20 protein-coding genes are annotated in these 22,465 nt (G+C 62.4%); 11 read left to right on the forward strand and 9 right to left on the reverse strand.

Annotated features, from left to right (window positions below):
- Positions 1-858: 858 nt before the first annotated feature.
- Positions 859-1,269, reverse strand: coding sequence for a methylmalonyl-CoA epimerase (gene mce, locus E8Q41_RS01435; protein ID WP_137153722.1), 411 nt, complete (start codon positions 1,267-1,269; stop codon positions 859-861).
- Between the two features lie 8 nt (positions 1,270-1,277).
- Positions 1,278-3,416: a methylmalonyl-CoA mutase gene (gene scpA / locus E8Q41_RS01440; RefSeq protein WP_137153723.1), complete on the reverse strand. Its 2,139-nt coding sequence runs from the start codon at positions 3,414-3,416 to the stop codon at positions 1,278-1,280.
- A gap of 111 nt (positions 3,417-3,527) precedes the next feature.
- Here scpA and E8Q41_RS01445 point away from each other — a divergent pair, with 111 nt between their 5' ends.
- On the forward strand, positions 3,528-3,797 hold the full coding sequence (locus E8Q41_RS01445) for a type II toxin-antitoxin system ParD family antitoxin (protein ID WP_137153815.1): 270 nt from the start codon (positions 3,528-3,530) through the stop codon (positions 3,795-3,797).
- Positions 3,787-4,137, forward strand: a complete 351-nt coding sequence (locus E8Q41_RS25805; RefSeq protein ID WP_137153724.1) for a type II toxin-antitoxin system RelE/ParE family toxin — start codon at positions 3,787-3,789, stop codon at positions 4,135-4,137. Before E8Q41_RS01445 ends, E8Q41_RS25805 begins: the two co-directional genes overlap by 11 nt.
- Positions 4,138-4,258: 121 nt before the next feature.
- Here the strand turns inward: E8Q41_RS25805 and E8Q41_RS01455 are convergent, their stop codons facing one another.
- The 4 genes from E8Q41_RS01455 to E8Q41_RS01470 all read right to left on the reverse strand — a co-directional run bounded on the left by E8Q41_RS01455 (position 4,259) and on the right by E8Q41_RS01470 (position 8,621).
- Complete coding sequence (locus E8Q41_RS01455) at positions 4,259-6,262, reverse strand: acetyl/propionyl/methylcrotonyl-CoA carboxylase subunit alpha (RefSeq protein WP_137153725.1); 2,004 nt, start codon at positions 6,260-6,262, stop codon at positions 4,259-4,261.
- The gene (locus tag E8Q41_RS01460) at positions 6,259-6,603 is read right to left on the reverse strand and encodes a hypothetical protein (protein WP_246660045.1); all 345 of its coding nucleotides are present in this window, start codon (positions 6,601-6,603) and stop codon (positions 6,259-6,261) included. The genes E8Q41_RS01455 and E8Q41_RS01460 overlap by 4 nt, the downstream gene beginning before the upstream one ends.
- A gap of 25 nt (positions 6,604-6,628) precedes the next feature.
- Entirely contained in the window at positions 6,629-6,937 is a 309-nt protein-coding gene (locus E8Q41_RS01465; RefSeq protein WP_205910350.1) for a hypothetical protein, read from the reverse strand.
- 151 nt (positions 6,938-7,088) lie between these two features.
- A complete protein-coding gene (locus E8Q41_RS01470; RefSeq protein ID WP_137153817.1) occupies positions 7,089-8,621 on the reverse strand; it encodes an acyl-CoA carboxylase subunit beta in 1,533 nt (510 codons plus the stop codon).
- 171 nt (positions 8,622-8,792) lie between these two features.
- Here E8Q41_RS01470 and E8Q41_RS01475 point away from each other — a divergent pair, with 171 nt between their 5' ends.
- On the forward strand, positions 8,793-10,211 hold the full coding sequence (locus tag E8Q41_RS01475; RefSeq protein WP_137153726.1) for a helix-turn-helix transcriptional regulator: 1,419 nt from the start codon (positions 8,793-8,795) through the stop codon (positions 10,209-10,211).
- A gap of 13 nt (positions 10,212-10,224) precedes the next feature.
- Here E8Q41_RS01475 and polA read toward each other — a convergent pair whose 3' ends face one another.
- On the reverse strand, positions 10,225-13,215 hold the full coding sequence (gene polA / locus E8Q41_RS01480; protein WP_137153727.1) for a DNA polymerase I: 2,991 nt from the start codon (positions 13,213-13,215) through the stop codon (positions 10,225-10,227).
- Positions 13,216-13,360: 145 nt separating this feature from the next.
- On the opposite strand from polA, the gene E8Q41_RS01485 reads away from it, so the two are divergent.
- The 6 genes from E8Q41_RS01485 to E8Q41_RS01510 all read left to right on the forward strand — a co-directional run bounded on the left by E8Q41_RS01485 (position 13,361) and on the right by E8Q41_RS01510 (position 18,926).
- Positions 13,361-13,840, forward strand: a complete 480-nt coding sequence (locus E8Q41_RS01485) for a hypothetical protein (protein ID WP_137153728.1) — start codon at positions 13,361-13,363, stop codon at positions 13,838-13,840.
- Positions 13,841-13,882: 42 nt separating this feature from the next.
- Positions 13,883-14,443 carry an XRE family transcriptional regulator gene (locus E8Q41_RS01490; protein ID WP_137153729.1) on the forward strand — a complete coding sequence of 187 codons (561 nt, stop codon included), beginning with the start codon at positions 13,883-13,885 and terminating at the stop codon, positions 14,441-14,443.
- 10 nt (positions 14,444-14,453) lie between these two features.
- Positions 14,454-14,975 (forward strand): GNAT family N-acetyltransferase, encoded by a 522-nt coding sequence (locus E8Q41_RS01495; protein ID WP_137153730.1) that lies wholly within the window; start codon positions 14,454-14,456, stop codon positions 14,973-14,975.
- A 104-nt stretch (positions 14,976-15,079) separates the two neighbouring features.
- Entirely contained in the window at positions 15,080-16,576 is a 1,497-nt protein-coding gene (locus E8Q41_RS01500; protein ID WP_137153731.1) for a CoA-acylating methylmalonate-semialdehyde dehydrogenase, read from the forward strand.
- 213 nt (positions 16,577-16,789) lie between these two features.
- Positions 16,790-17,881: a DUF898 family protein gene (locus E8Q41_RS01505; protein ID WP_137153732.1), complete on the forward strand. Its 1,092-nt coding sequence runs from the start codon at positions 16,790-16,792 to the stop codon at positions 17,879-17,881.
- A complete protein-coding gene (locus E8Q41_RS01510; RefSeq protein ID WP_137153733.1) occupies positions 17,871-18,926 on the forward strand; it encodes a M48 family metallopeptidase in 1,056 nt (351 codons plus the stop codon). The genes E8Q41_RS01505 and E8Q41_RS01510 overlap by 11 nt, the downstream gene beginning before the upstream one ends.
- Positions 18,927-18,969: 43 nt before the next feature.
- Here E8Q41_RS01510 and E8Q41_RS01515 read toward each other — a convergent pair whose 3' ends face one another.
- Positions 18,970-19,998 carry a Fe(3+) ABC transporter substrate-binding protein gene (locus tag E8Q41_RS01515; protein ID WP_137153818.1) on the reverse strand — a complete coding sequence of 343 codons (1,029 nt, stop codon included), beginning with the start codon at positions 19,996-19,998 and terminating at the stop codon, positions 18,970-18,972.
- 192 nt (positions 19,999-20,190) lie between these two features.
- On the opposite strand from E8Q41_RS01515, the gene rirA reads away from it, so the two are divergent.
- Both rirA and E8Q41_RS01525 read left to right on the forward strand, forming a co-directional pair.
- Positions 20,191-20,652 (forward strand): iron-responsive transcriptional regulator RirA, encoded by a 462-nt coding sequence (gene rirA, locus E8Q41_RS01520; RefSeq protein WP_137153734.1) that lies wholly within the window; start codon positions 20,191-20,193, stop codon positions 20,650-20,652.
- A 113-nt stretch (positions 20,653-20,765) separates the two neighbouring features.
- Entirely contained in the window at positions 20,766-21,692 is a 927-nt protein-coding gene (locus tag E8Q41_RS01525; RefSeq protein ID WP_137153735.1) for a carbohydrate kinase, read from the forward strand.
- 32 nt (positions 21,693-21,724) lie between these two features.
- Here E8Q41_RS01525 and E8Q41_RS01530 read toward each other — a convergent pair whose 3' ends face one another.
- Positions 21,725-22,378, reverse strand: coding sequence for a glutathione S-transferase (locus E8Q41_RS01530; protein ID WP_137153736.1), 654 nt, complete (start codon positions 22,376-22,378; stop codon positions 21,725-21,727).
- Between the last annotated feature and the right edge of the window lie 87 nt (positions 22,379-22,465).

Here is a 22,465-nt window from a genome sequence, read left to right on the forward strand (position 1 = left end):
ACCGCCGCCCCGAGACCCGCGACAGTTGGCTTTGCCACTGCCGCTGAGCTGAACCGGACAGCAGTGGGACAGGCCCGAGCATCTGCAACGCTTTTATTTTGCTCGCTGGCTCAGATCCTCGGCACAAGGCCGATTATTACTACGGAGCGGGGGGGGCCCCTCCCCAACCCCTCCCCACAAGGGGGAGGGGCTACGCTGCCGCACCCTCCAACCCCAATTCACCTCTCCTCCGCTAGGCTGAACTGTGGGACGCCGGCGGCAGTTCCAGGTTAAGCCCCTCCCCTTGTGGGAGGGGTGGGGGAGGGTCTTTCTTAAAAAATCACCCTCCCGAAAATATTTTCATCCCCCACCATCCCACGCCGCTTATCATCATCTCGTCCCATCATCGGCTACACCGCGAGGCGTCGCGGCGAGATGGGGCCGGCGCTGGGGGAAGAGGGACGACGTGAACCCTCTTTCTCCGGGGCTTCGAGAAACGACGACCCCCGAACACTGGGGACCTGGGCGTGAAAGCGTCCCCCAGAGTGGCGTCTCGCAAGGGACGTCATAGTAAGGCCCGCTTTAGAGGCGGATTACCCGCAGGCTCGACCTGCGGCGACGAGCGTCAAGTTCGAGGCACAAACCGCCGAATGCGGGGCGCGACGAGCGTCAAATTAAAACTAAACAAACGAGGCGTTCTTCGCGCCCCGGCCGAGCCCTTATGGGCGAAGCGAGAGAATGAGGCGGAACTCCGGGCGGGATGACGCGGCGGAGCGATGAACCACGCCCGCTCTTTGAACCCACCCTGTTTTTGAAGACGCCAAAGCAGCGCAACAGCGACATAGCCGCTGTCATGCCGAGCCGCGCGTGGAATGCCGCCTATGCGCCGACTTCCTCCAGCTCGATCAACGTGCCGAAGAAATCCTTGGGATGCAGAAACAGCACCGGATTGCCATGCGCGCCGATCTTCGGTTCGCCGCCGCCGAGCACGCGGGCGCCCGCGGCCACGAGATGATCCCGCGCCGCTCTGATGTCTCTGACCTCGTAGCAGATGTGATGCATGCCGCCATCGGGATTCTTGGTCAGGAAGGCGGCAATCGGCGAGGCCTTGCCGAGCGGCTCCAACAGTTCCACCTTGGAATTCTCGAAACTGACGAAGACGACGGTGACGCCGTGTTCGGGCAGCGCTTGCGGCTCAGAGACTTTGGCGCCGAGGCTGTCGCGATAGCGCGCCGTCGCCACGGCCAGATCGGGCACGGCGAGCGCGATGTGATTGATGCGTCCGAGCATGGCCATTCCTATTCGTTGCGCAATTTGCCTTCGGCGAGATCGAGGACGGCGCGGGCCGCATCGACCACATTGGCGCCGGGGCCGAAGACGGCGGCGACGCCGGCGTCATAGAGGAACTGATAGTCCTTGCGCGGAATGACCCCGCCGCAGACCACGATGATATGGCCGGCACCCTTGGCCTTGAGATCCTCGACCAGTTCCGGCAGCAGCGTCTTGTGCCCGGCCGCCAGCGACGAGACGCCGACCACATCGACCCCCTTGCCGATGGCGAGATCGGCGGCTTCTGCCGGCGTCTGGAACAAGGGGCCGGCGACCACGTCGAAGCCGATATCGCCGAAGGCCGAGGCGATGACTTTCGCGCCGCGGTCATGGCCGTCCTGGCCGAGCTTGGCGACGAGGATCTTCGGCTTGCGACCCTGCTTCGCCACATGCTCCGCCAACCTACTGGCGATCTGCCGGTATTCCGGGTCGTCGGCGCTCGCCGGTCCATAGATGTCGGACACGACTTCCGGAACCGCCTCGTAATCGCCGAAGATGCGGCGCATGGCGTCGGAAATCTCGCCGACGCTGGCCCGCGTTCGCGCCGCGTCCACGGCCGCCGCGAGCAGATTGCCTTGACCCGACTTGGCGACCTGTTCGAGCGCGGCAAGCGCGGCTTCGCAGGCCTTGGCGTCGCGCAACTGCCGGGTCTTTTCTAGCCGGCGGATCTGCGCCTCGCGCACGGCGCGGTTGTCGATGTCGAGCGTCTCGATATCGGCTTCCTCGGCGAGCCGGTATTTGTTGACGCCGACGATCACCTCCTCGCCGCGATCGACCGCAGCTTGGCGGCGGGTGGCGGCCTCTTCGATCAGCCGCTTGGGCAGGCCGGTTTCGATCGCCTTGGTCATACCGCCCAGGCCCTCGACCTCCTCGATCAGCGCCCAGGCCTTCTCCGCCAGTTCCGAGGTCAGGCTTTCGACAAAATAGGAGCCGGCCAGGGGATCGACGACCTTGGTCACGCCCGTCTCATGCTGCAGGATCAGCTGGGTGTTGCGGGCGATGCGGGCCGAAAACTCGGTCGGCAGGGCGATCGCCTCGTCGAAGGAATTGGTGTGCAGCGATTGCGTGCCGCCGAGCGCCGCCGCCAGCGCCTCATAGGCCGTGCGGATGATGTTGTTATACGGGTCCTGCTCCTGCAGCGACACGCCCGAGGTCTGGCAATGGGTGCGCAGCATCGAGGATGACGGCTTCTTCGGATTGAACTCCGCCATGATCCGTGACCAGAGAAGCCGCGCAGCGCGCAGCTTGGCCGCTTCCATGAAGAAATTCATGCCGATGGCGAAGAAGAAGGAGAGGCGTCCCGCGAATTCGTCGACGTCGAGCCCCTTGGCCAGCGCCGCGCGCACATAATCGCGGCCGTCTGCCAGCGTGAATGCCAGTTCCTGCACCAGCGTCGCCCCGGCCTCCTGCATGTGATAGCCGGAAATCGAGATCGAGTTGAATTTCGGCATTTCCCGCGCCGTATATTCGATGATGTCGGCGACGATCCGCATCGAGGGCTCGGGCGGATAGATATAGGTGTTGCGGACCATGAACTCCTTGAGAATGTCGTTCTGGATCGTGCCCGACAGATCGGCCCGCGCCACGCCCTGTTCCTCGCCCGCGACGATGAAACTGGCCAGAATCGGGATCACCGCGCCGTTCATGGTCATCGACACCGACATGTCCTGGAGCGGGATCTTGTCGAACAGGATCTTCATGTCCTCGACGCTGTCGATCGCCACGCCCGCTTTGCCGACATCGCCCGTCACCCGCGGATGGTCGCTGTCATAGCCGCGATGGGTGGCGAGGTCGAAGGCCACCGACAGACCCTTCTGCCCCGCCATCAGCGCCTTGCGATAGAAGGCGTTGGATTCCTCGGCGGTCGAGAAGCCGGCATATTGCCGGATCGTCCAGGGTCGCCCGGCATACATGGTGGCGCGGGGGCCGCGCGTGAAGGGCGCAAAGCCGGGCAGGGATCCGAGATGGCCGAGGTTCTCCGTGTCCGCCTCGGTGTAGAGCGGCTTGACGTCGATGCCTTCGGGCGTCTTCCAATGGAGCGTCTCGGGTGAGGCCTTGAGTTCGCGTTCGGCGAGACGGTTCCAGTCGTCGATGGTCTTGGCGGACATGAGATCAATCCTCGACAGGCGTCAAGCGAGGACACGCGGCGCAAAACCATGTCCGAATTGACGCATTTGCTATGGAGTAGTAATTTGAACCCCCAACAGGAGGACGGCGAAATGTCAGTGAAAGCGTCGGTCTCGATTTCCGAGCAGCAAGACAGCTTTGCGAGGCGGCTGGTCGAAGAAGGTCAATATTCCAGCGTGAGCGCCGTTGTGCAAAGGGGCCTTGAGCTCCTGCGTGAACGGCACGAGTCGCATGAGGCTGATCTTGCGGCCCTGAGGGAGCTGCTGGTCGAGAGGCAAAAAGGGCCTTTCTTGAACGCTGAAGAGAGCAAGAAGCATTTAGACGAGCTGATTGCCGCACAACGGGCGACTTATGGTCTTTGAAGTCACCAGAACCAAAGAGATCGACCGAGACCTCGTGTCGATATTGCGGTTTCTGGTGACGTCTTATACCGCGTTGGGCGAGCCCATTTCGGATGCTATTGAAAATGCCGAGCGTCGCGTGCGTCGCATTGAAGCCGAGATGATGCGCCTCGGCGCGGCTCCGCACCAGGGAACATTGTTGCCCGAACTTCTGCATGATCTCCGCTGCGTCACCAAAGACCGCGCGATATTCTATTTTTCGGTCCAGGCCGAACTTCGCCAGATACAGGTGCTTGCGGTCTTTTTTGGAGGGCAGGACCATGCGCAACACATCGTGAAGCGCCTCCATCAAACCCCTTGATCTGTGCGAGTCCAATTCGTGACGCAGACCCAGTTTATCGCCCGACCTGAGGCTCCGTGTCACGGTGACCGGGAGGGAAGAATGCAGCGGCGTCGTCAGCCCAGTCATCCGAAATCCCATCTCACTCGAACTCCATGATCACCTCGTCGACCGCCAGACTCTGGCCGACCGAGGCTTTCACCGCCTTGACCACAGCCCGGCGCTCAGCCTTCAGCACATTCTCCATCTTCATCGCCTCGACGGTGGCGAGGCTCTGGCCGGCTTCCACCGTGTCGCCGTCTTTCACCAGCACCTGGGTGATGACGCCCGGCATCGGGCAGAGCAACTGCTTGGAGGTGTCGGCGGCTTTCTTGACCGGCATGAATTGCGACAGTTCGAAAAGGCGCGGCGTCATCACCTGATGCACGAGATCGATGCCGCGGAAGCGTAGCCGCCAGCCGGTGGAGGACTTGGCGATCTTGACGCCATAGGATTGGCCGTTGATGAAAAAGCGGCCATGCTGGTCGCCGGGCGTCCAGTCCGATTGCACCGTGAAGGCGACGTCGTCGTCGAAGTTCAGCGCCATGGCGCCGGCCTCGAGGCTGGCGCCGACCGGCCAGTAATATTTCCCGCCGGTGGCGACGAAGCTCGTCCCCACGGCGCGGGCGTGGTTGGCGAGCGCGCCGGAGATCTTCGTCTTGCGCTGTTCGTCGGTGAGATGGGCGAAGGTGGCGATGGCCGCAAGGATGCGGGCCTGATCCATGTCGGGCTCGACGCCCTGGAAACCTTCCGGCCACTCCTCGGCAATGAAGGCGGTGGTGATATTGCCGGAATAGAAGCGCGGATGCGCCATCACCGCTGAGAGGAAGGGCAGGTTGTGGCCGATGCCCTCGACCTCGAAATCGTCGAGCGCCCGGGCCATGGCCTCGATCGCCTCGCCACGGTTCGGCGCCCAGGTGCAGAGCTTGGCGATCATCGGGTCGTAATACATCGAGATTTCGCCGCCCTCGAACACGCCGGTGTCGTTGCGGGTGATGGTGCCGTCGGCGAGATGGCCCTCCTGCGGCGGGCGGTAGCGGCTGAGCCGGCCGATCGACGGCAGGAAGCCGCGATAGGGATCTTCGGCATAGAGCCGGCTTTCAATCGCCCAGCCGTTGAGTTTCACATCCTCCTGCGTCAGCCGCAGTTTCTCGCCATTGGCGACGCGGATCATCTCCTCGACCAGATCGATGCCGGTGATCAGCTCGGTAACAGGGTGTTCGACCTGCAGGCGGGTGTTCATTTCGAGGAAGTAGAAATTCCGCGCGCCATCGACGATGAATTCGACCGTGCCGGCGGAATGGTAACCCACGGCTTTCGACAGGGCGACCGCCTGTTCGCCCATCGCCCGGCGGGTCGTCTCGTCGAGGAAGGAGGAGGGGGCCTCTTCGACGACTTTCTGGTTGCGGCGCTGGATGGAGCATTCGCGCTCGCCGAGATAGATCACCTCGCCATGCTTGTCGCCCAGCACCTGGATTTCGATATGGCGCGGCTGGTCGACGAATTTCTCGATGAAGATGCGGTCGTCGCCGAAGGAATTGCGCGCCTCGTTCTTCGAGGATTGGAAGCCTTCCCGCGCCTCTGCCTCGTTCCAGGCGATGCGCATGCCCTTGCCGCCGCCGCCGGCGGAGGCCTTGATCATCACGGGATAGCCGATCTCGTTGGAGATCTTCACCGCCTCGTCGGCGTCGGCGATCAGGCCCATATAGCCGGGAACGGTGGAGACGCCGGCTTCGGCGGCGAGCTTCTTGGAGGTGATCTTGTCGCCCATCGCCTCGATCGCGCCGACCGGCGGGCCGATGAAGGTCACGCCTTCCTTTTCCAGCCGTTCGGCGAATGCGCGGTTTTCCGACAGGAAGCCGTAGCCCGGATGCACGGCGTCTGCTCCGGTCGCCTTGATCGCTTCGATGATCTTGTCGATGACGAGATAGGATTGGGCGGACGGCGCTGCGCCGATATGCACCGCCTCATCCGCCTGCTTGACATGCATGGCGTCGCGATCGGCGTCGGAATAGACGGCCACGGTGGCGATGCCGAGCTTCTTGGCCGTGCGGATGACGCGGCAGGCGATCTCGCCGCGGTTGGCGATGAGGATTTTCTTGATCATGCGTCTTTGTCTCCCTCGCCGCGGCCGGGCTTATTGTCGTTTTCCGCGCGAAATTTGCTGTCATAGGGCATCATCCAGATGGCCGAAGCGGTCACCGCCGCGCCGAAGGTCAGCGCGAGCGGCACGGCGATCAGGATGATTGGCAGGATGGGCGTCTCGGCGCGCGCGATGCGGCTGCCGATCCCGCCGATATCGAGCAGAATGAGAAGGGCCGCGATCATCAGGCCCAGAAAGACGCCGAAAGCGGCGTTCAGGCCCATGAACCGCAGCATGCGCCAGTGATCGGCGCGGGCTTCTGTGGGGGTGAGTTTCGGCTTGATGCCCATGGCGGCGGTCCTCATCGCGGCCCGCCCCCGAAGCGTTGCGTCAGAAGGGGTCCCGACCGGTCTCGCGTTCCTGATATTTCGCTTCATAGGGCAACACCCAGATGGCGATGCAGACCGCCACGGCGCCGAAGGTGAGGCTCATGGGAACCGCGATCAGAAATACCGGAATGATCGGATCCGAAGCGCGCGCGAGCCGCGAGCCCAGGCCGCCGACATCCAACAGGAAAATCGAACTCGCGCAGATCAGGCCGAACAACAGCCCCAGCCCAAACCGCATCGCCATGAAGCGCAGCATCGCCTCGTGGTCCTTTCGCGCCTCCTCGCGCGTCAGGATTTTTCTCTCCGCCATCGCCATCCTCCCGAAAGCAGCAGGCGGACAGTGTGCGGCGGATTGTCGCTGTTGTAAAGCGTTCGCTTAAAAAACTTTGAGGCGCATCAAAGGCTTGACGCTTGTCAATTCTGCTGCGCGAAAGGCGGGGCTGGCTCATCGGGCTGATCCCTCAGAGCGGCATCGTGTCGTGCTTGCGCCAATGGCTCTCCTGCTTTTTGGAGCGCAGCATGGCGAAAGCGCGGGCGATGCGCTTGCGCGAGGAATGCGGCCAGATCACCTCGTCGATGAAACCGCGTTCGGCGGCGACGAAGGGATTGGCGAAGCGCTCTTCATAGGCGCGGGTGCGCTCGGCGATCTTTTCGGCGTCTCCTAGTTCGGCGCGATAGAGGATCTCAGTGGCGCCCTTGGCGCCCATCACGGCGATTTCGGCGGTCGGCCAGGCATAATTGACATCGGCGCCGATATGTTTGGAGGCCATGACGTCATAGGCGCCGCCATAGGCCTTGCGGGTGATCAGCGTCACCATCGGCACGGTGGCCTGGCTATAGGCGAACAGGAGTTTCGCGCCATGCTTGATGATGCCGTTATATTCCTGGGCGGTGCCCGGCAGGAAGCCCGGCACGTCGACCAGCGTCAGCAGCGGAATGTTGAAGGCGTCGCAGAAGCGCACGAATTTCGCCGCCTTGCGTGAAGCGTCAATGTCGAGGCAGCCGGCCAGCACTATCGGCTGATTGGCGACCACGCCGACGGTCTGGCCTTCGATGCGGATAAAGCCGGTGAGGATATTGCGGGCGAAGGCCTCGCCGATCTCGTGGAAATCGCCTTCGTCGGCGATCGCCAGGATCAGTTCGCGCATGTCATATGGCTTGGTCGCGCTGTCGGGGATCAGCGTGTCCAGCCGCGCTTCCAGCCGGCTCGGGTCGTCGTGGAAGGGCCGCACCGGCGGCTTTTCGCGATTGTTGAGCGGCAGGAAATCGAAGAGATCGCGGATCTTGAGGAGCGCCTCGATGTCGTTGTCGAAGGCGCCGTCGGCGACGGAGGATTTCGACGTATGGGTCTTGGCGCCGCCGAGATCTTCGGCCGTGACGATTTCGTTGGTGACGGTCTTCACCACGTCGGGGCCGGTCACGAACATGTAGGAGCTGTCGCGCACCATGAAGATGAAGTCGGTCATGGCGGGCGAATAGACAGCGCCCCCGGCGCAGGGACCCATGATCACCGAGATCTGCGGAATGACGCCGGAGACTTCGGCGTTGCGGCGGAACACTTCGGCGTAACCAGCGAGCGAATCCACACCTTCCTGGATGCGCGCGCCGCCGGAATCGTTGAGCCCGATCACCGGCGCGCCGTTGCGGGCGGCCATGTCCATGATCTTGCAGATCTTCTGGGCATGCGTTTCCGACAGCGAGCCGCCGAATACGGTGAAATCCTGGCTGAAGACATAGACGAGGCGGCCATTGATGGTGCCCCAGCCGGTGACGACGCCATCGCCGGGGATCTTGTCCTGCTCCATGCCGAATTCGACGCAGCGATGGGTGACATACATGTCGTATTCTTCGAAGGAGCCTTCGTCGAGCAGTACGTCCAGCCGCTCGCGCGCGGTCAGCTTGCCCTTGGAGTGCTGGGTGGCGATGCGGCGTTCGCCGCCGCCCAACTTTGCAGCGGCCCGTCTGTCTTCCAGCTGTTCGAGAATCTCGCGCATATGGCTCCCACCCTTCCCGCTCGGCATGTTCGTTTTCCTTTACGTCCGAACCGCGCCTGCTCCTAGAGTTGAACAGGCGAACTTGTGCTGTTTGCAATACGACGAACTGAGAATTGCGAATTTGCGAAAAATGCGCAAGTCTGACACGGACAATGGCGGAGAGATGCGACAATGGCGATCGGAAAACTCTATATCGGCCGCAAGGTTCGCGAATTGCGGCAGATCAACAAGGCCACCCAGGCGCAATTCGCCGAGCGTATCGGCATCTCCGTCAGCTATCTCAACCAGATCGAAAACAATCAACGCCCGGTCTCCGCCGCTGTGCTGATCGCGCTGGCGGAGAAATTCCGCGTCGATCTTTCCGATCTCTCGGCGGGCGAAGGCGATCGGTTGCTCTCGGCGCTCACAGAGGCGCTCAACGATCCACTGTTCGAGGCGCAATCGGCCAGCCTGCAGGAGTTGAAGCTGGTGGCGCAGAATGCGCCTGGCGTGGCGCATGCGCTGATCGCCTGCCATCGCGCCTACCGGCACAATTCCGAACAGCTCGCCAGCATCGACGACACGCTGGGACGTTCGCCGGGCATTGCGGAAAACACGCCCTATGAGGAAGTGCGCGACTTCTTTCACTTCGTCGACAATTACATCCATGATCTCGATATCGCCGCCGAGCGTCTAGCCGCAGAGATCGGGCTCGGGGAAGCCGATCCGAGCGCGCCGCTCGCCGCTTTTCTGGAGCGGGCGCATGGGGTGCGCATTCGCAAGGCGCTCACTGAAGACGACATGATCCGCAGCTATGACCGGCAGGCCAAGATCCTGACGCTCAACGCCTATCTGCCCGCCGCCACCCGCGATTTTCAGATGGCGCTGCAGATCGCGCAACTCTCGCTGCCCGACATGATCGACCAGATCGCCCGCAATGCCGGCTTCCGCACCACGGAAGCTTTCGAGATCTGTCGTATCGGCCTGCAGAACTATGTCGCCGGCGCGCTGATCCTGCCCTATCGGGTGTTCATGGAGGCGGCGCGGGCGCTGAGGCATGATCTCGATCTGCTGGCCATGCGTTTCGGCGCGAGCCTGGAGCAGGTCTGTCATCGACTGTCGACGCTGCAGCGGCCGGGGGCCAAGGGCGTGCCGATCTTCTTCGCCCGCATCGACCGGGCCGGCAACATCACCAAGCGGCATTCCGCCGCCAAGCTGCAATTTGCCCGTTTCGGCGCCGCCTGTCCGCTATGGAACGCGCATCAGGCCTTTGAGCAGCCGGGCCGCATCATCCGGCAACTGGCGGAGACGCCCGACGGTGTCCGTTATCTCTGCTTCGCCACCCAGATTTCCAAGGGCGGACGGGGCTTCCGCAAGCCGCAGCAGCATTACGCGCTCGCGCTCGGTTGCGAGATCTCCTATGCCGACAGCTTCGTCTATGCCGACGATCTCGACCTCGACAACCGCGCCGCCTTCGATCCGATCGGCATCTCCTGCCGCATCTGCGCGCGCGGCCAGTGTCCCAGCCGCGCCATGCCGCCGCTCAAGGGGCGGCTGGTGATCGATCACGACCGCCGCGCCGCGCTGCCTTACGCGCTCAGGGAGAATTGAAGGCGTCTCACCTTCAATGCGCCTCGTCCCAGTTCTTCGCGGCGCGGGCGTCGACGGCGAGCGGCACGCTCATTTCGATGGCCGGGAAGGCGGCGTTTTCCATCACCTCGCGGATGACGGGGATGGCGCGCTCGGCCTCGTCCTCGGTGGTCTCAAAAATCAGTTCGTCATGCACCTGCAACAGCATGCGCGCCTTGAGCTTCGCCGCATCCAGCGCCGGCTCCATCTTGATCATGGCGCGGCGGATGACGTCGGCCGCAGACCCCTGAATCGGCGCGTTGATCGCGGCGCGCTCGTTGAAGGCGCGGACGGACGGGTTGGACGAGCGGATCTCGGGATAATGAATGCGGCGGCCGAAAATGGTTTCGACATAGCCGAATTCGCGCGCCTTGGCCTTGGCCTCTTCCATATAGGCCTTGATGCCGGGGAAGCGCTCGAAATAGCGTTTGATGTAATCGCCGGCTTCCGACCGCTCGATGCTGAGCTGATTGGCGAGACCGAAGGCGGAAATACCGTAGATGATGCCGAAATTGATCGCCTTGGCGCGACGGCGCACATCCGACGGCATGCCCTCGACCGGCACGCCAAACATTTCCGACGCCGTCATCGCATGAATGTCGATGCCTTCGGCGAAAGCTCGCGTCAGCTGCGGGATGTCTGCGACATGGGCGAGCACGCGCAGTTCGATTTGGCTATAGTCGGCCGAGATGAGAACATGGCCGGGCTCGGCCACAAAGGCGGTGCGGATCTTGCGGCCCTCAGCGGTGCGCACCGGGATGTTCTGTAGGTTCGGCTCCGACGACGACAGCCGGCCCGTGGTGGTGGCGGCCATGGCGTAGGAGGTGTGCACCCGCTTGGTCTGAGGGTTCACATAAGACGGCAGCGCATCGGTGTAAGTGCTCTTGAGCTTGGTGATCTGGCGCCAGTCAACGATCTTGCGCGGCAGGTCATGGCCCGCGGCGGCTAGGTCTTCCAGCACCTGCGCCGAGGTCGACCATTGGCCGGTCTTGGTCTTGCCGCCGCCGGAATCCAGACCCATCTTGCCGAACAGGATTTCCCCAAGCTGCTTGGGCGAACCGATGTTGAAGCGTTCGCCGGCGAGCTGATAGATTTCGTCCTCGATGCGGGCGGCGGATTGGGCGAGTTCGCCCGACAGACGCGAGAGAATCTGCCGGTCGATGGAAATGCCGCGCGCTTCCATGCTGGCGAGCACGGTGGCGAGCGGTCGCTCCAGGCGTTCATAGACCCGCGTCAGGCTCTTGGCGGCGAGCTGCGGCTTCAGCACATGCCAGAGACGCAGCGTCACATCTGCGTCCTCGGCGGCGTAAGCCGTGGCCTTGTCGATGTCGACCATGTCGAAGGTCACGGCGCTTTTGCCGGAGCCGGTGACATCCTTGTAAGCGATTGGCTTGTGGCCGAGCCAGCGCTCTGACAGCGTGTCCATATTGTGCAGCGTCGCGCCGGCGTCGAGCACATAGGACATCAGCATCGTGTCGTCATAACGGGCGACCTCGATGCCGTGGCGCTTCATGATCAGCCAGTCATATTTGATGTTCTGGGCGACGACGAGGATCGCCGGATCCTCCAGCATCGGCTTCAAGATGGCGAGCGCGTCGCGCAGCGGGATCTGGCCCTCGGCGATGCCGCCGCCGAGCAGATCGCCGCGACCGGATTTGTGGCCGAGCGGGATATAGCAGGCGCGGATCACGGCGCCTGACGAATTGGCGGCATTGTCGGCTACGGCGAGCGAGACGCCGCAGAGTTCCGCCTGCATCGGATCAAGCGAGGTCGTCTCGGTGTCGAAGGCGACGAGGCCGGTCTCGCGGGCTAGCTTGACCCAGGCTTCCAGTCGGGCTGCGTCGCGCACGGTCTCATAGGTCGAGGGATCGATCGGGCTTGAGGCGAAAGCCTGGATACGGGCATCCGCCAGCGCCTTCGGGGTGAAGACGGGGTCGCCGCCGACGCCTGTTGCCGACGCGTCGCTCGCAGGCTTGGCCGCAGCGGAGGCTGCTTTTGCGGGCTTGCCGTCGGCGGCCGTCGGATCGAGATCCGGGCCGTGGGCAGCGTTGTTCCATTCGATCTTGACAGGCGCCGGTTCGATCTCGGCGGCATCAGCGCCGGTCGCCTCGGCGACGCGGCGGGTCAGCGTGGTGAATTCCATCGTCTTGAGGAAGGCGACGAGGCGCGGCCCGTCCTGCGGATGCAGCACAAGATCCTTGAGTGGCGCGAGATCGGGCACATCGGTCTTCAGCGTCACCAACTGGCGCGACACCTGGATGAGATCGCGAGCGGCGAGAATGCTTTCGCGGCGCTTCTCCTGCTTGATCTCGGAGGCGCGGGCGAGCAGCGTGTCGAGATCGCCGAACTGTTCGAGCAGCGTCGCCGCTGTCTTGGGGCCGATGCCGGGCACGCCGGGCACATTGTCGGTGCTGTCGCCGGTGAGCGACTGCAGGTCAATCATCTTTTCGGGTGGCACGCCCCATTTCTCGATCACTTCCGGGATCGAGATCTGCTTGTCCTTCATCGCGTCATACATATGCACGCGCGGGGTGACGAGTTGCATCAGGTCCTTGTCGGAGGAGATGATGGTGGTCTCGGCGCCGAGCGCCTCGGCCTGGCGGGCATAGGTGGCTATGATGTCGTCGGCCTCATAGCCCTCGGTTTCGATGCAGGGCAGGTTGAAAGCGCGCGTCGCCTCGCGGATCAGCCCGAATTGCGGGATCAGATCCTCGGGCGGCGCGGAACGGTTGGCCTTGTAGTCGGGATAGATCTCTTTGCGGAAGGTGGCGGAGGAATAGTCGAAGATCACCGCGAAATGCGTAGGCGTGACGCCGACATCGGTGTTGCGCGCATCGACGAGCAGCTTCCACAGCATGTTGCAGAAGCCCGACACCGCGCCCACGGGCAGTTTGTCCGACTTGCGGGTCAGCGCCGGCAGCGCATGGAAGGCCCGGAAGATGAAGCCGGACCCGTCGACGAGGAAAAGATGATCACCGTTTTTCATGGGTCTGCTGTTAGCATGCGGCGGCAGAGTCGGAAAGACGACGCGGCCCGGCGGCGCCGAGAAATGGGCGAGGCCGCTACGGCGCGGCTGTTGCCCGCTCCCCCAGGTGTGCTATGTCCTTGCCGATCACTAAAGGGGAAGACGCATGGCCTTCGCATTGCAGGCGGGACTGGTTCGCACGATCGCCGAGACGGTCGGGGATTATCGCGCGGGCTCGCCCGCTCTGGTGAAATTCGCCATGGAATGCGGCGTGGCGCTCAACCGCCAGCCCATTATCAGCAAGGTCACGGTGAAGCCGACCATGCGCGACGAGCGCTTCCAGATCGGCGACGAGGCCTACAAGGGCAAGTTCGCCTCCGACCGCGAGGCCTTCTTCGCAGCCTTCGACGCCTTCATGGCCAATGGCCAGTTCCTCGCCTGGAACGGTCGCGCGCCGATTGCCCGCGGCGTGCCGCCGATGAAGGCGCTGAGCGAGAATTTCGCGCATCCCACCTTCCAGATCGACATGACCAGCCGCAGGCGCGGCGAGCCCAGGGAAATCCGCTACGCCATGCTGTTCGTCGGCTTTGCCGATGACGATGCGGCCAAAGCCTATGCGGACAGGCTCGCCCATCTCGTGATGTGATCAGGCTTGACGATTTCTCATAAATGAGATTATTTCTCGTTTATGGAAGAAATTGATCCCCTCGACGCCCAACTTGCCCAACGACTGAAAGCGCTGCGCGCCGAGCGCGGCTGGTCGCTCGACGACCTTGCGGAAAGAAGCGGCGTCAGTCGCGCCACGCTGTCCCGCCTCGAAAAGGCCGAGGTGAGCCCGACCGCCAATGTTCTCGGCCGCCTCTGCGGCGCCTATGGCATGCCGATGTCCAGGCTGATGCGCATGGTGGAGGACGCGTTTACGCCTTTGGTCCGGCCGGAGAACCAGCCTGTCTGGACCGACCCCAGCCTCGGCTTCGAGCGCCGTTCGATCTCGCCGCCGGCTGCGAGCCTGTCGGGGGAGGCGGTGGAATGCCGGCTGAAACCCGGAGCCCGCATCGATTACCAACTGCCGCCGCGCCCCGGCCTCGAACATCACCTGATCATGGTCGCGGGCGGCCTGGCGCTGACCATCGAAGGCCGGACCTATGACATCGGGCCCGGCGATTGCCTGCGCTACAAGATATCGGGCCCTTCCAGCTTTCGCGCCTCGGAGACGGACGGCGCGCATTATTTCCTGTTCATCGTCTGAGGTTTTTCACATGAGCATTGTCCCTCTCTCCGCCGCCGATATCGAAGCGCGTCTTCCCGAATTGTCGGACCTCCTGCATGCCTGCGTGATGGAGGGCGCGAGCGTCAATTTCATCACGCCCTATGCGATCGAGGACGCCGAACGCTTCTGGCGCAAGAAGGTGCTGGCGCGGATGGACGACGGCTTGCTGACCGTGCTCGGCTGGCTGGAGGGCGGCCGCGTCGTCGGCTCGGTGCAACTCGACGCCGACACCCCGCCCAACCAGGCCCATCGCGCCGACGTCAAGAAGATGCTGGTGCATCCCGCCTTCCAGCGCCGCGGCATCGGCAAGGCCTTGATGGCGGCGGTGGAACAGGCGGCGCGCGACAAGGGGCTGACGCTGCTGACGCTCGACACCCGCTCCGGCGACAAGGGCGAGCCGCTCTATCGCGCCTCGGGCTTCGAGGTCGCGGGTGTCATCCCCGGTTATAGCCGCGACCCTTTCGCGGATGTCTATGACGCCTGCACCTATATGTACAAGCAGCTCGCCTGAGACATGGAGCTATAAAATTCGCACAATGGATGCGCGAAGCCTCTTCTTGTTTTGTTGAAATTATAGCGCATGATGTCGCCATCGATAATCAAGGAGGAACATCCATGCGTCAGATCGGTCACTATATCGACGGCAAGCATGTTGCGGGCGCATCCGGCCGCAAGCAGTCGGTCTTCAATCCCGCCACCGGCGAAGTCCAGGCGGAAGTGGCGCTCGCGAGCGCCGACGAATTGAACGCCGCCGTCGAAAGCGCCAAGGCCGCGCAGCCGAAATGGGCCGCCACCAACCCGCAGCGCCGCGCCCGCGTGTTCATGAAATTCGTCCAGCTGCTCAACGACAACATGGACGAGCTTGCCACGCTGCTCTCTTCCGAGCACGGCAAGACCATCGAAGACGCCAAGGGCGACATCGTGCGCGGCCTGGAAGTCTGCGAATTCGTGATCGGCATTCCGCATCTTTCGAAGAGCGAATTCACCGAAGGCGCGGGCCCGAACATCGACATGTATTCGATCCGCCAGCCTGTTGGCATCGGCGCGGGCATCACGCCGTTCAACTTCCCGGCCATGATCCCGATGTGGATGTTTGCGCCCGCGATCGCCTGCGGCAACGCCTTCATCCTGAAGCCCTCCGAGCGCGATCCCTCCGTGCCGATCCGTCTCGCCGAACTGATGATCGAAGCCGGCCTGCCGGCGGGCATCCTCAACGTCGTCAATGGCGACAAGTCGGCTGTCGACGGCCTGCTCACCCATCCGGATATCGGCGCGATCTCGTTTGTCGGCTCGACCCCGATCGCCCGCTATGTCTATGGCACGGCGGCGATGAACGGCAAGCGCGCCCAGTGCTTCGGCGGCGCCAAGAACCACATGATCATCATGCCGGACGCCGATCTCGACCAGGCCGCCAACGCGCTGATGGGCGCAGGCTACGGCTCGGCCGGCGAGCGCTGCATGGCGATCTCGGTGGCTGTCCCGGTCGGCGAAGACACCGCCAACCGCCTGATCGAAAAGCTGACGCCGATGGTCGAAAGCCTGCGCATCGGCCCCTATACCGATGACAAGGCCGATATGGGCCCGGTCGTCACCAAGGAAGCGCGCGACCGCATTCTCGGCCTGATCGACCGCGGCGTGGAAGAAGGCGCCAACCTCGTCGTCGATGGCCGCGGCTTCAAGCTGCAGGGCTATGAAAACGGCTATTTCGTCGGCGGCTGCCTGTTCGACAACGTCACGCCGGAGATGGACATCTACAAGACCGAAATTTTCGGACCGGTCCTCTCGGTCGTGCGCGCCAAGAACTATGAAGAAGCCCTGTCGCTGCCGATGAAGCACGAATACGGCAATGGCGTTGCGATCTACACCCGCGACGGCGACGCCGCCCGCGATTTCGCCAGCCGCATCAATATCGGCATGGTCGGCGTCAATGTGCCGATCCCGGTGCCGCTCGCCTACCACTCCTTCGGCGGCTGGAAGTCCTCGTCCTTCGGCGACCTCAACCAGCACGGCACTGACTCCATCAAGTTCTGGACCCGCACCAAGACGGTCACCAGCCGCTGGCCTTCGGGCATCAAGGACGGCGCAGAATTCGTCATGCCGACGATGAAGTAAGCGCAGACGCAGAAATCGTACACGCCCGCCGGGAGCTCAATTCCGGCGGGTTTTTTATTTGGAGTGTTTTTGAGAGCTCGGGTTTACAATCTAGACGAGATATGATTGCACTTTACGGAGCTGGGAACAGTCATTCGCATGCGCATTTTTCGATGAGGCGGACGTTGCGGGGACTGTCCTTTTGGACAAACCGCTTACTTCAATGGATTGCGCATGACGTCGACAGACTTGCAGGCGGCCGGAACGTCGCCGCTGCTCAAATTTGAATTCCGCGGATCGGCCCGCGAATATTTCGGCATCTGGATCGTCAATGTTCTGCTGACGATCGTGACCGTTGGCATCTATTCCGCCTGGGCGAAGGTCAGGCGGTTGCGCTATTTTTACGGCAACACCGTGCTTGACGGCTTCGGCTTCGACTATCACGCCAAAGGTAAGCAGATCCTGATCGGGCGCCTGATCACATTCGCCTATTTCGTCGCCTACAACATCGCGATCAATCTGTCGCCGATCATCGGAGGCCTACTTGCGCTCGGCTTTCTGGTGTTGCTGCCATGGATCATCGTTCGCAGCCTGCGCTTCAATGCGCGGGTCACGAGTTACCGAAATCTCAGGTTCGACTTTGTCGGCGGCGCCTGGGGCGCCTTCCGGTCCTTTTTCCTGGGCGGGCTCGTCGCCGGCCTTTCGCTGGGAATTCTGGCGCCCTTCGCCAGCCGCTGGGCCTATCGTTATATGATCAACAATCTGCGCTATGGCGGCAAGTCGTTCTCGACCGATGTAAGGGTGGGACAGATCTATCGCGGGTGGCTCTTGCCTGCCTTGATGTTCGTGGTCGGTATGGCGATCCTCATCGTGATCGGCGCGGTGACCGTTTTTCCCTATATTGCCGAATTCCAGCAAAACTCGATGGACATGGAGAAGAACCAGCGCATCGCCGTGATCGTCGGTCTCTTCTATCTGGCCATGCTTCCGGTGGTGCTGCTCTACATCGTCGCCGGGATTGTCTATCGCATCGGCGTGCGCAACATCGTCCTTTCCCACAGCGAAATCGATGGAGGTCATCGGCTGTCCAGCGCCGTGCCGAGATTTGGTTACGCCTGGGTGGCCATCTCCAACGTGGTGGTGACCCTGGCGACCTTGAGCCTCATGCGCCCCTGGGCGGCGGTGCGTGAATGGCGCTATGTCGTCGAGCGCACGGGACTGCAGCCGAATGGCGAGCTCACCACCGTCGTGACGGGGTTGCAAAGCGAAGGCTCGGCCGTAAGCTCTGAACTTCTGGACGTGGAGGGCTTCGACTTTGGCTTCTGACGGGGTTCGTCTTTCCGGCCATTGGCATCCACCCGGCGCCAATTTGGCGACGCCGGCAGAGCTGAGCGGCGGGACCGATCGCCTGGAGGTCAAGACCGCCGACGGCGTGGTGCAGGCAGTCGCGCCGCTGGGGGACGTGCGCATATCGGACCGGATCGGATCGGTTCCCCGCCGTTTTGCCTTTATCAATGGCGGTCTGTTCGAAACGCCCGACAATGAAAGCGTGGATGTCTTCCTTAGAGCCGCGCGGGCCGATCGCAGCGGCTGGATTCACGGGCTGGAACGGTCTCGCCCTCGTCTGGTCCTTTTCGCCCTGGCCGTGATTCTGCTGGCGTTCGGGATCTATAGCTACGGATTACCGGCTTTGGTCGAGGTTGCCGTCCGGGTGACGCCGCCTGTTGTCAACGATCTGCTGGCGGAGGGCGCGCTGCAATCCCTCGATCGGACCTTGTTATCCCAAAGCGCGCTGTCGGAAGACAGGCAAGACGAGATCCTGGAAGAGTTTTATGAGCTGGCGGCGAATGGCGAGCGCGGCGCCGATGGCTATAATCTCGAATTCCGCGACGGCGGCTATATCGGACCCAACGCTTTCGCCCTGCCGAATGGCGTCATCGTGCTGACGGATCAACTGGTCGATCTCGCCAAGGGCGACGACGAAATGATACTCGGCGTGCTGGCGCATGAGATCGGTCACGTCGACCACAAGCATTCCCTGAGACAGGTTTACCGCGTGGCCGGCACCGCGGCGTTGATCACGCTGATCGCCGGCGACATAGGCAGCGCCTCCGAAGATATGCTCACCAACGGCGCGGCGCTGCTGACGCTTTCGAATTCGCGCGCGGCGGAGGAGGAGGCGGACCGGACGTCCGTCGAGCTGATGAAGAAAGCAAGACGCGATCCTGCGGCGATCGGACGGTTTTTCGCGATTCTCGAAGCAAAATTCGGCAATAGCGAGGGACCTAACATGCTGTCCACCCATCCCGCCACGCCGGAACGGCGCAAGGCCGTCGAGGCTTACGCCCGTCAGCTGAACACCAAAAAATGATGCAGGCGACCGGTAGCCCGGTCGCCTGGTCTCCTCGTTGGACTTACTGTGACGGGCCGTCGTTGAAGCCGACTTTGTCGACCAGTTCGGAGGCCTGCTTGCGGTACTTGGCGACGTCGGTCAGCGGCATCTGGTCGGGTTTGATGGTCCCGAAGCTCTTGACCACGGCGGAGGGTTCTGCGCCCGGTAGAACCGGATATTCAAACACCTGCTCGGCGTAGATTTCCTGGGCGGGCTTGGACGACAGGAATTCCATCAGCTTGATGGCGTTGTCCTTGTTGGGGGCGTATTTCGCCAGCGCCATTCCGGAAATATTGACATGCGTGCCGCGATCGCCGGCATTGGGGAAGAGCACCTTCATCGCCTTCACCCATTCCTTCTGTTCCGGCTCCTTGTCGTTGGTCATCATGACGCCGACATAATAGGTGTTGCCGAGCGCGATGTCGCATTCGCCAGCGGCGATGGATTTCGCCTGGCTGCGGTCGGAGCCGTTGGGCTTGCGGGCGAGATTGTTCTTGAGGCCGGTCAGCCACTTTTCGGTATAGTCGGCGCCGTGATGGGCGATCATCGAGGCGAACAGGCCGATATTGTAGGAATGCTGGCCGTCGCGGATGCAGATCTTGCCCTTCCACTTGGGATCGGCGAGCTCTTCATAGGTGATCTCGTTCTGTGCGACACGGTCCTTGGAGGCGTAGACGACGCGGCCGCGCGTGGTGAGGCCGAACCATTGATTGTCGGCGTCGCGATATTTGGCCGGAATATCCTTGTTGATCGTCTCGTCCACCACGGACTGCGTCACGCCGCCTTCCTTGGCTTCGGTCAGGCGGGCGATGTCGACGGTGAGGATGACGTCGGCCGGCGAGTTTTCGCCTTCGGCCTGGATGCGCTCGACGAGGCCCTTGTCGAGGAACAGGACATTGGTCGCAATTCCCGTTTCCTTGGTGAAGGCGTCGAGCAGCGGCTGGATCAGCTCCGGCTGGCGATAGGAATAGATGTTGACTTCGCCATCGGCAAAGGCTGCGCCGGCGCTCAAGGTCGTCATGAGACCCGCAAGGACTCCGGCCAGTTTCATTTTCCCGCGCAAGGCTTCCTCCTAAAGTTGACTATTCGCGTTTATTTTAGCAGACTTCGGTAATGGCTGGCGGCGGAGTGTGTCAATACGTCGAAAAGTCCATAACATGATTGTGATTTTCACGTTTTTGGAATTGTTCCAAACTACGGGAGGGTCTATATAGAGGCGAGAAACCAGCCAGGGAGCCTTTGCATGCGGCTGACCAAGCAGACCAATTACGCGGTGCGCATCATGATGTATTGCGCCGCCAATCATCCGAATCTGAGCCGCATTCCGGAGATCGCCCGGGCGTACAATGTCTCGGAGCTGTTTCTTTTCAAGATCCTGCAGCCGCTTCACAAGGCTGGACTGGTGGAGACGCTGCGCGGCCGCAATGGTGGCGTGCGCCTGGGTCGCGCCGCCGACAAGATCACCTTGCTCGATGTTGTTCGCGTGACCGAGGAGAATTTCTCCATGGCCGAATGCTTCGACGACGGCGCCGCTGATTGCCCGCTGATCGACAGCTGCGGCTTGAACTCGGCGCTGCGTCGCGCGCTCAACGCCTTTTTCGAGGTGTTGTCGGAATATACGATCGACGACCTCGTCAAGGCGCGGCCGCAGATCAACTTCCTGCTCGGGCTCGAAGAACTGCCGACTGCCAATGCTGCGGCTTGAGCAAATACTCAAACGATGAGCAAATGCCAAAATCCAGGTCCAAAGGATCTGGATTTTTTTTGTTCGCTGATCTAAATCGTTTGAAGTGAACAGCGACCCTGGGAGGAAGAGATATGATCCTGTGCTGCGGCGAAGCTCTGATCGACATGCTGCCGAGGCAGACGACGCTCGGGGAAAATGCATATGCGCCCTATGCGGGCGGGGCGATTTTCAACACGGCGATTGCGCTCGGTCGCCTCGGCGTCGACACCGCCTTCTTCACCGGACTCTCCAACGATATGCTGGGCGATGTGCTGCGCGAGACGCTGACGGCGTCGAAGGTGGATTTCAGCCTCTGCGCGCTGTCGGACCGCCCGACCACGGTCGCCTTCGTCAAGCTCGTCAACGGCTCGGCCACTTACGCCTTCTATGACGAGAACACTGCCGGCCGGATGCTGTCGATCGATGATCTTCCCGCGCTCGGCGAGGACTGCGAAGCGCTGCATTTCGGCGCGATCAGCCTGATCCCCGACCCTTGCGGCGCAGCTTACGAGGCCCTGCTGCTGCGAGAGGCCGACGCCCGTGTGATTTCGCTCGATCCGAATATCCGCCCAGGCTTCATCAACGACAAGCAGCATCACATGGCGCGCATCCTGCGCATGGCGGCGAAATCCGATATTCTGAAGTTTTCCGACGAAGATCTCGAATGGTTCGGCATGCCCGGCGATCACGATATGCTCGCCAAGGAATGGATCGCCATGGGCGCCAAGCTGGTGGTGATCACCAAGGGCGCCGAGGGCGCTGTCGGTTACACCAACACGCTGAAAGTCGAGGTTCCCAGCGAAAAGGTGACGGTGGTCGACACGATCGGCGCCGGCGACACGTTCGACGCGGGCGTTCTCGCCTCCCTCAAGCGCGACGGCCTGCTCACCAAGGCGTCGGTCGCCGATCTTTCGGAACAGGCGGTGCGCAATGCGCTGGCGCTGGGCGCCAAGACGGCGGCCGTGACCGTGTCGCGCGCCGGCGCCAATCCGCCCTGGGCGCATGAAATCGGTCTCTGATCGAATAAAGGCTGAGACGCCCTTGCGGCGTCTCAGAACTCGACTTCGAGTTCGATGATCTCGTCGGCCTCGGTCTTTGCGCCCTCGATCCATTCCTTGACCAGCGGCCAGTCCATCACCCGGTCGCGATAGGCGGCGAGCGGGGCTTCGAGATCGACGGCGTAAGTCAGAAAGCGCGAACAGACCGGCGCATACATGGCGTCGGCCACGGTCGGCTTGTCGCCGAACAGCCAGGGGCCGCCATAAGTTGCGAGACATTCGGTCCAGATCGCCTTGATCCGCTCGATATCTGGGCGGGCGCCGGCAAAGACCTTGAAGCGCTCATGCCGGGCCTTGATGTTCATCGGCAGCGCCGAGCGCAGATTGTGAAAGCCGGAATGCATTTCGCCCGAGACGGCGCGGCAATGGGCGCGGGCGACGGGATCCTTGGGCAGCAGTCCCGCCTTGGGCTTGATTTCCGCCAGATATTCGGCGATCGCCAGCGTGTCCCAGACGCTGACGCCATTGTGGCTCAGGCGCGGCACCAGCACCGATGGCGACAGCAGCAGCAATTCTCGCCGCGCCCCTTCATCGATGTCGACGGGTTGTTCGCGAAATTCCAGGCCGGCCATGCGGCAGAGAAGCCAACCGCGCATGGACCAGGACGAATAGTTCTTCGAGGATAGGGTCAGGGTTGTTTCGCTCATCACGGCCTCCCGCCCGCGGCTGACTGCACGCAGTATTTGCTGGTCTTGCCCGTAAAAATGCACTAGTTTTTTGCAATGCACAATGGC

The sequence above is a fragment of the Rhizobium sp. FKL33 genome (assembly GCF_005222915.1).
Lineage (GTDB): Bacteria > Pseudomonadota > Alphaproteobacteria > Rhizobiales > Rhizobiaceae > Rhizobium_E.